This window comes from Aneurinibacillus tyrosinisolvens, from assembly GCF_001015055.1.
In the GTDB taxonomy this organism is placed as follows: Bacteria; Bacillota; Bacilli; order Aneurinibacillales; family Aneurinibacillaceae; genus Aneurinibacillus_A; species Aneurinibacillus_A tyrosinisolvens.
In genome coordinates, this window is record NZ_BBWZ01000010.1 from 148,271 (window position 1) to 154,813 (window position 6,543).

Consider the following 6,543-nt stretch of genomic DNA (forward strand, 5'->3'; position numbering starts at 1 on the left):
TTTCTAGAAATCATGACTGAATTGTGAAATGCTTATGAATGAAAACTCATTCATAAGCAAAGAAGAAGGGGGTACAAAGCAACATGTCTGATTCTTTTTCAGCTTTTCGCTATATTACCAGAACGATAGTGTTCGCTGCCCTCGGGGGGTTAATTATCGGAGGCGCTATCGCATACTTGAACCACCTGCCGAGCCCTGCTATATGGTATACACCACTGTTCAGCTCGCTTGCGGCAGCTATCCTGGGCGCCGCCATCGGCGGAGCCAATTATCGTTCTATCGTTCTGCCAATGAAGGGAATGATGGAACACATCAATCTTTCGGCAGATATGTTAAAAACACTCGGCGGACGCTCACAGGAAATCGGAAAAATCGTCGATGTCATTACTGGGATCGCCAGCCAGACGAACCTGCTAGCGCTGAACGCCGCTATTGAAGCGGCGCGGGCCGGAGAGCATGGCAAAGGGTTTGCTGTCGTAGCGGATGAAGTGCGCAAGCTCGCCGAACAGTCAGCGGAATCCGCGTGCATCGCCAAAGAATCCGCTGTTCGTACAGAAAGCGCTTCCCGCTCGTCACAGGCGCAGATTTCTTCCTTTGCCGCCATTGCATCGTCTGCGGAACAACTAAACGGGATGGCCGAGCAGTTGCGCGCGATATTAGGCAGGCTGAAAGCGTAACGAGCGGAGAGGGTGCCTGCCTTTTTCTTATTCCGGCCTAATTGATAATCTCCTTCAGGTATGGCAGTAGATGGGCTTCTTTCTACGCCTGCCTGGACGAGATTATTTTTATGATGGGACTGGAGGGCGAAAAATGGTAAAATATATTATATTTACTGCTGATGCGCCATGCAGGAACCTGTTATATTGGTGCAGCAGAATACGAAAAAAGAATACATAGGGAGCTGCTAATACAATGGAGAAACAACACAAAAATGAGAACCAACAGGACACCTTTCTTAATACGTGGAGAAAAGAAAAACAGCCTGTTATCGTGTTTACGAAAAACGGGTTTCAGCTAAAAGGATTGATTACGGCTTTTGATATGTACGTGGTGGCCCTCGATACATTCGGGAAACAGCAAATCATATACAAGCACGCCATCTCGACGGTCGTCCCCGCCCCTGCCTTCGAGAAAAGCGCGCCAAAGAAGTAAAACGCGGCCATACATACAAATAAGAAACAGGAAGGAAAACACAGCACCTGAATGAAGGAGGCTGTGTTTTTATTTTTCCGCATATTTCAATCAAAGGAAAACCTATCTTATTATTGAATGAACATGTGGACCTAGTTAGAATAGACTAGTGAGAGAGAAAAAAGAGAGAAGGGGACATCATGTTTTGTATTCAATGCGGGCATAAGGTTACTGAGACAGGGAAGTTCTGTGCGAATTGTGGACAGGCTGTACAGCGAAGTACGGGCATGTCTGGCGGACAGAAGGAGGCAGCCGCAGCCACTACTGTAGGAAGGGGGGCTGTACAACCTAAGAAGCAGAAAAACAGCACCACGCTTAAAATGTGGATCGCTCCGCTTCTTGCTGCTGTCGTTGTATGCCTGGGGCTTGTCGGTGATTATACATACCAGCGCTATGTAAACAAGAAGGCAGAAGAGTTACGAATAGCAGGAGAGAGCCTTGCGCTTGAAGGCAACATTGCAGCAGGCAAAGAAAAAATGGCGGATGCTCTCCGGAAAAGGCCAAACAGCCCGGTACTGCAAACGGATATGGAAGTTCTAAGCGACGCTGCTGCGATTGATGAAGCGATAAAAGAAGCGCACGAATTCTCGGCGAAAAATAAACCTGCAGAGGCGCTGCAAAAAATCGAACAGGCAAAGAAGGACTTAAACAACCGCAAAGGGAGCCTGTATACGATGCTAAGCAAGCAGGTCCAGAAGGAAGAAGCTGTAGCTACGATTGCCCAGATAAAAAGTGAAATGCCAGCGAAAAAAACAATCGATGAACTCGTCCCTTTGCTGACGAAGCTGGATAATTTTAACGAGGAAGAAGCAAAAAAAGCAAAGCTTTCGATTCAAGGAAAAATATCGGGTATTGCCTACAATAACGCATCGAAAGCATTGAGGGAGAAAGATTTCACGCTGGCTGCGAATGTGGTCGATGAAGCTTTAAAATACGACAGCCGGAATAAAAAGCTCGTTTCATTTAAAGAAACAATTAATCAGAATAAAGCAAGCTTTGAAAGGGCGGAGCAGAAAAGAATGGAAGCTGCCATGGAGGCTGCGGCAGCGGAAGAGATGAAAAACCGTACACAGGCAGTTGAACTCGTTTCCGTAAATTCAGGTATAGATATGAACGGAGATTTTACTGTAACAGGGGAGGTGCGTAACGTAGCGACCCGTCCGATTGCTTCTATCCGGTTATATTACGATATTTTAGATTCAGCGGGACAAACCGTATCGACTGGATCAACGTACGTATATCCCATTTTATTGGATGTTGGCAGTACGGGGAATTTTGAAGACACCCAATACAATACGGGTGATATGGCAAGTGTCCACATTACACGGGTCGAGTGGAATTTGAATTAGAGGTGGAGAAGGTATGTCAGCAGGAAAAAATAAAATCATTTCACTGGGTCTTACGGCTGCCATTCTGGCCGGCGGCGGGTTCCTCATCTATCATGTTGATAAAACGATAAAGCAATCCGCGGTTTTCGCGGAGTCAAAGCTTGGCTCGCTTCCGAAACAAACGCAGACGAAGGACAAACCTGAATTCAAGCAAATTATCCGTGATACACAGAAAAAGGTTGTCCTTATTGAAGTTGAAAACGAAGAAGGATCCGGGATCGGTTCCGGTTTTCTATATAATGATAAAGGGGATATCATTACGAATGCCCATGTAGTGAAAGGCGCAACAAAGATTAAGGTGAAAACTTCAGACACGAGCGTATATGCAGGAAAAGTCATAGGGATGAGTACCGAGAACGATGTAGCTGTCGTCCGGGTAGCGGCGCTGGCCGGTAAAGAACCTTTAAAAATCAATGCGGACAAAAAAGCAGAAATCGGCGACCAGGTCATCGCTTTTGGAAATCCGCATGGATTGGAAAATACGGTAACGAACGGAATCATTAGCGGCGTCAACCGTGACTTTACGATAGAGGAAACGAAATACCGTGGCGTCTACCAGATTTCTGCCCCCATTGCGCCCGGAAACAGCGGGGGTCCGCTTGTTCTGCAGTCCAGTGGAGAGGCGATCGGCATTAACTCAGCCGGGGGAAGCGACGGAAACATAGGCTTTAGTATCCCGCTGTCTCAAGTGATGACGATGGTCGAAGGATGGAGCAAGCATCCCGATGAACAATTGGCAGCGGAATCGGTTTCAGGTGGAGACGGCCAGTTGACGGAACAGTATACGAAGGCAAGCTTCGAGGATGAGTCAACGTACCTTGTGCAAAACTTTTATGACAGTTTAAATACAGGGGATTATGTAGGAGCCTATGCCCTGCTGGGAAGCAGTATGAAGAATAATCTATCCTATGAGAAGTTTCGTTCCGGCTATTTAAATACGGTCCATGTAGAGGTACAAGGAATCACGGTTTCTTCTTCGACGCCTTCTACTGCCGAGGTAGTCGCGGTGATTGAAGCGCAGGAGTCCGACAGCGGGGATCAGCATCTTGCTATGTATAAGGTTACCTATACAATCGGCCTTGAAAATAACAGCCTGCGAATTCTAAAAGGAAAAGGGGAAACGGTTCAGTAACCGGCTTCCCCGGTAAAATAAGAGAGGTATCTGCATAGTTATTTCCATAGTTACGCCGTATAGAGAAACGATTCCCTTTCTTTTAGAAAAGAAGAGTGGAGTCGTTTTTTTCTTTTGCTTTTTTCTGCCGGAGGGAGGCAAACTTTTAAAATAGGGTAAAAAAAGATATGATAGGTGTAGAAAAAAATGTGTCGGGATAGGATGGATCGCCATGAAACGTGCTCGTTTGATATATAATCCGTCGTCAGGACGGGAGGAGGTCCGGAAAAAAGTGCCGGAGATCCTGGATGTGCTGGAGGAGGCGGGATACGAAACCTCATGCCACGCCACCAAAGGAGAAGGGGATGCCACACTCGCGGCACGCAAAGCGGTAGAAGACCGCTTCGAGCTTGTCATTGCCGCCGGAGGAGACGGCACCGTATATGAAGTCGTGAACGGGATTGCGGAGCAGCGCTACCGCCCCGCGCTCGGGATTATCCCGGGCGGCACAACGAACGATTTCGCCCGGGCCATCGGCCTGCCGCGCTCCATTATGAAGGCCGCGCAGGTCATTGCGAAAGGAAAGCCGAACCCGATTGATATCGGAAAAATCAACGACCGCTATTTTATTAATATCGCCGCCGGCGGGCTGCTGACAACGCTGACGTACGAAGTACCCAGCAAGCTGAAAACGATGCTTGGCCAGATGGCTTATTATATGAAGGGGATGGAAAAGCTCCCTTTTCTTTCTCCCATTCATGTCCGCATTGAAGGGGACAAACAGGTCATCGATGAGGAAATCATGATGTTCCTTATCGCCAACAGCAATTCCGTCGGCGGCCTGGAAAAGCTGGCGCCGAACGCCAGACTGGACGATGGGCTGTTCGACTGCATCGTGCTGCGAAAAACGTCGCTGCCGGAGTTCATCCGGATTGTTACGCTGGTGTTAAAGGGAGACCATATTAAGCATCCGAACGTCGTTTATTTCCAAACGAAAAAGCTGCAGGTTACTTCAAACGAGAAGGTGCCGCTGAATCTGGATGGCGAACTGGGCGGCATGCTGCCGTGTACGTTCACGGCACTTCCCCGCCACATCCAGCTCATACGCTGATGAAAAAATGAGAATACAGGTGAAGATAACGTGTCCAATAAACAACGGAAGAAAAGCAGCCCTGCGGCTGTCAGGCTCGATTTGCCTGTAGAAAAAAATCAAACGCTGGAGCTGACGATTGAAGACCTGTCCCATGAAGGGAACGGGGTCGGCCGGTATGAAGGATATACGCTGTTCGTGCCGGGCGCGCTTCCGGGAGAGAAGGTATCGGTTAAGGCGACAAGGCTAACGAAGAAGTACGGCTATGCCCGCCTGCTGGATATTGTGGAAACAAGTGCGGATCGCAGGGAGCCGCCATGTCCGATTTACAAGCGGTGCGGCGGCTGCACGCTGCAGCACTTTGATTATGAGGCTCAGCTTGCGTTTAAAAGGAAGCTGGTCGAGGATAACCTGCGGCGGATCGGGAAAATCGAGAATGTGATTGTCCACCCGACGATCGGGATGGAGGACCCGTGGCGCTATCGGAATAAGGCGCAGATTCCAATCGGTGAGGAAGAAGGCGGGCTTGTCGGCGGTTTCTATGCGCAGCGCTCGCACGAGATTGTGAATATGGAGAAGTGCCTGATTCAGCACGAAAAGACGGATTATGTGATTGAACAGGTGAAGCGGATTGCGGGCAAGCACGGCGTGCGTGCATATCAGGAGGAAACGCACAGCGGCTTGCTGCGGCATGTGGTGACGAAAATCGGGTTTGCGACCGGCGAGCTAATGGTTGTGCTTATTACAAAAGAGGACAAAATTCCGAACCAGGAGGCTCTGATTGAAGAGCTGGTGGAGTCAATCCCGGGCGTGAAAAGCGTTGTGCAGAATGTGAATCCGAAGCGGACGAATGTGATTTTCGGCGATGTGACCCGGGTACTGTGGGGCGAGGAGTATATATATGATACGATCGGGGATGTGAAGTTCGCCATTTCGGCTCGTTCGTTCTACCAGGTGAATCCGGTGCAGACGGAGCGACTGTATGGAAAGGCGCTGGAGTATGCGGCACTGACCGGGGAAGAGAATGTGATTGACGCGTACTGCGGGATTGGAACGATTTCGCTGTTTCTGGCGCAGAAGGCGAAGCAGGTGTTCGGTGTGGAGATTGTGCCGGATGCGATTGAGGATGCGAAGCGGAATGCGGTGCTGAACGGGATGGAGAATGTGACGTTTGCGGTTGGTGAGGCGGAACGGGTGATTCCGCGGTGGTATGAGGAAGGGAATAAGGCGGATGTGATTGTGGTGGACCCGCCGCGGAAAGGATGCGATGAGGCGCTGCTGCAGACGATACTGGATATGAAGCCGGAGCGTGTGGTGTATGTGTCGTGCAATCCGTCGACGCTGGCCCGGGATCTGCGGGTGCTGGAGGATGGTGGGTATGAGACGGTGGAGGTTCAGCCAGTGGATATGTTTCCGCATACAACGCATGTCGAATGCGTGGTAAGGCTGTATTTGAAAAAGGGAAAGCAAAAGGCATCTGCATAAGTCAGGTGTTTTTTCTTTGCCTATACCTTAAGGCGATTGTATATAATGGTGGAAAATTTTTTTTATTTACGTTTTACCAGGGACTATTCCGCCAAGACTGTTGCTATAAGGAGATAAATGAGATGAGAGGGAGTCTGATGAATAGAAGTTGGTCGATTAGTTACAAACCGATACAATTGAGCGCATCTGATAAAGAAAGATTATACTCAAAGGTTAACCAACTTATAAAGGAATCTTCACGCCTACGTACAATTGTAACTTTGATTAAAATTAAAGCT

The 6,543-nt window shown here is 48.8% G+C and carries 5 protein-coding genes and 1 pseudogene; all 6 read left to right on the forward strand.

Annotated features, from left to right (window positions below; genetic code table 11):
- Positions 1–341: 341 nt before the first annotated feature.
- Positions 342–677 (forward strand): annotated as a pseudogene (locus MBEAL2_RS32840) (methyl-accepting chemotaxis protein); the annotation flags it as partial.
- Positions 678–912: 235 nt separating this feature from the next.
- A complete protein-coding gene (gene hfq, locus MBEAL2_RS11975; protein ID WP_047152524.1) occupies positions 913–1,152 on the forward strand; it encodes an RNA chaperone Hfq in 240 nt (79 codons plus the stop codon).
- A gap of 179 nt (positions 1,153–1,331) precedes the next feature.
- Entirely contained in the window at positions 1,332–2,540 is a 1,209-nt protein-coding gene (locus tag MBEAL2_RS11980) for an FxLYD domain-containing protein (RefSeq protein WP_047152525.1), read from the forward strand.
- A gap of 13 nt (positions 2,541–2,553) precedes the next feature.
- The gene (locus tag MBEAL2_RS11985) at positions 2,554–3,711 is read left to right on the forward strand and encodes a S1C family serine protease (protein WP_047152526.1); all 1,158 of its coding nucleotides are present in this window, start codon (positions 2,554–2,556) and stop codon (positions 3,709–3,711) included.
- Positions 3,712–3,922: 211 nt separating this feature from the next.
- Positions 3,923–4,801: a diacylglycerol kinase gene (locus tag MBEAL2_RS11990; protein WP_047152527.1), complete on the forward strand. Its 879-nt coding sequence runs from the start codon at positions 3,923–3,925 to the stop codon at positions 4,799–4,801.
- A gap of 30 nt (positions 4,802–4,831) precedes the next feature.
- Positions 4,832–6,265 (forward strand): 23S rRNA (uracil(1939)-C(5))-methyltransferase RlmD, encoded by a 1,434-nt coding sequence (gene rlmD / locus MBEAL2_RS11995; protein ID WP_173427712.1) that lies wholly within the window; start codon positions 4,832–4,834, stop codon positions 6,263–6,265.
- Positions 6,266–6,543 lie beyond the last annotated feature (278 nt).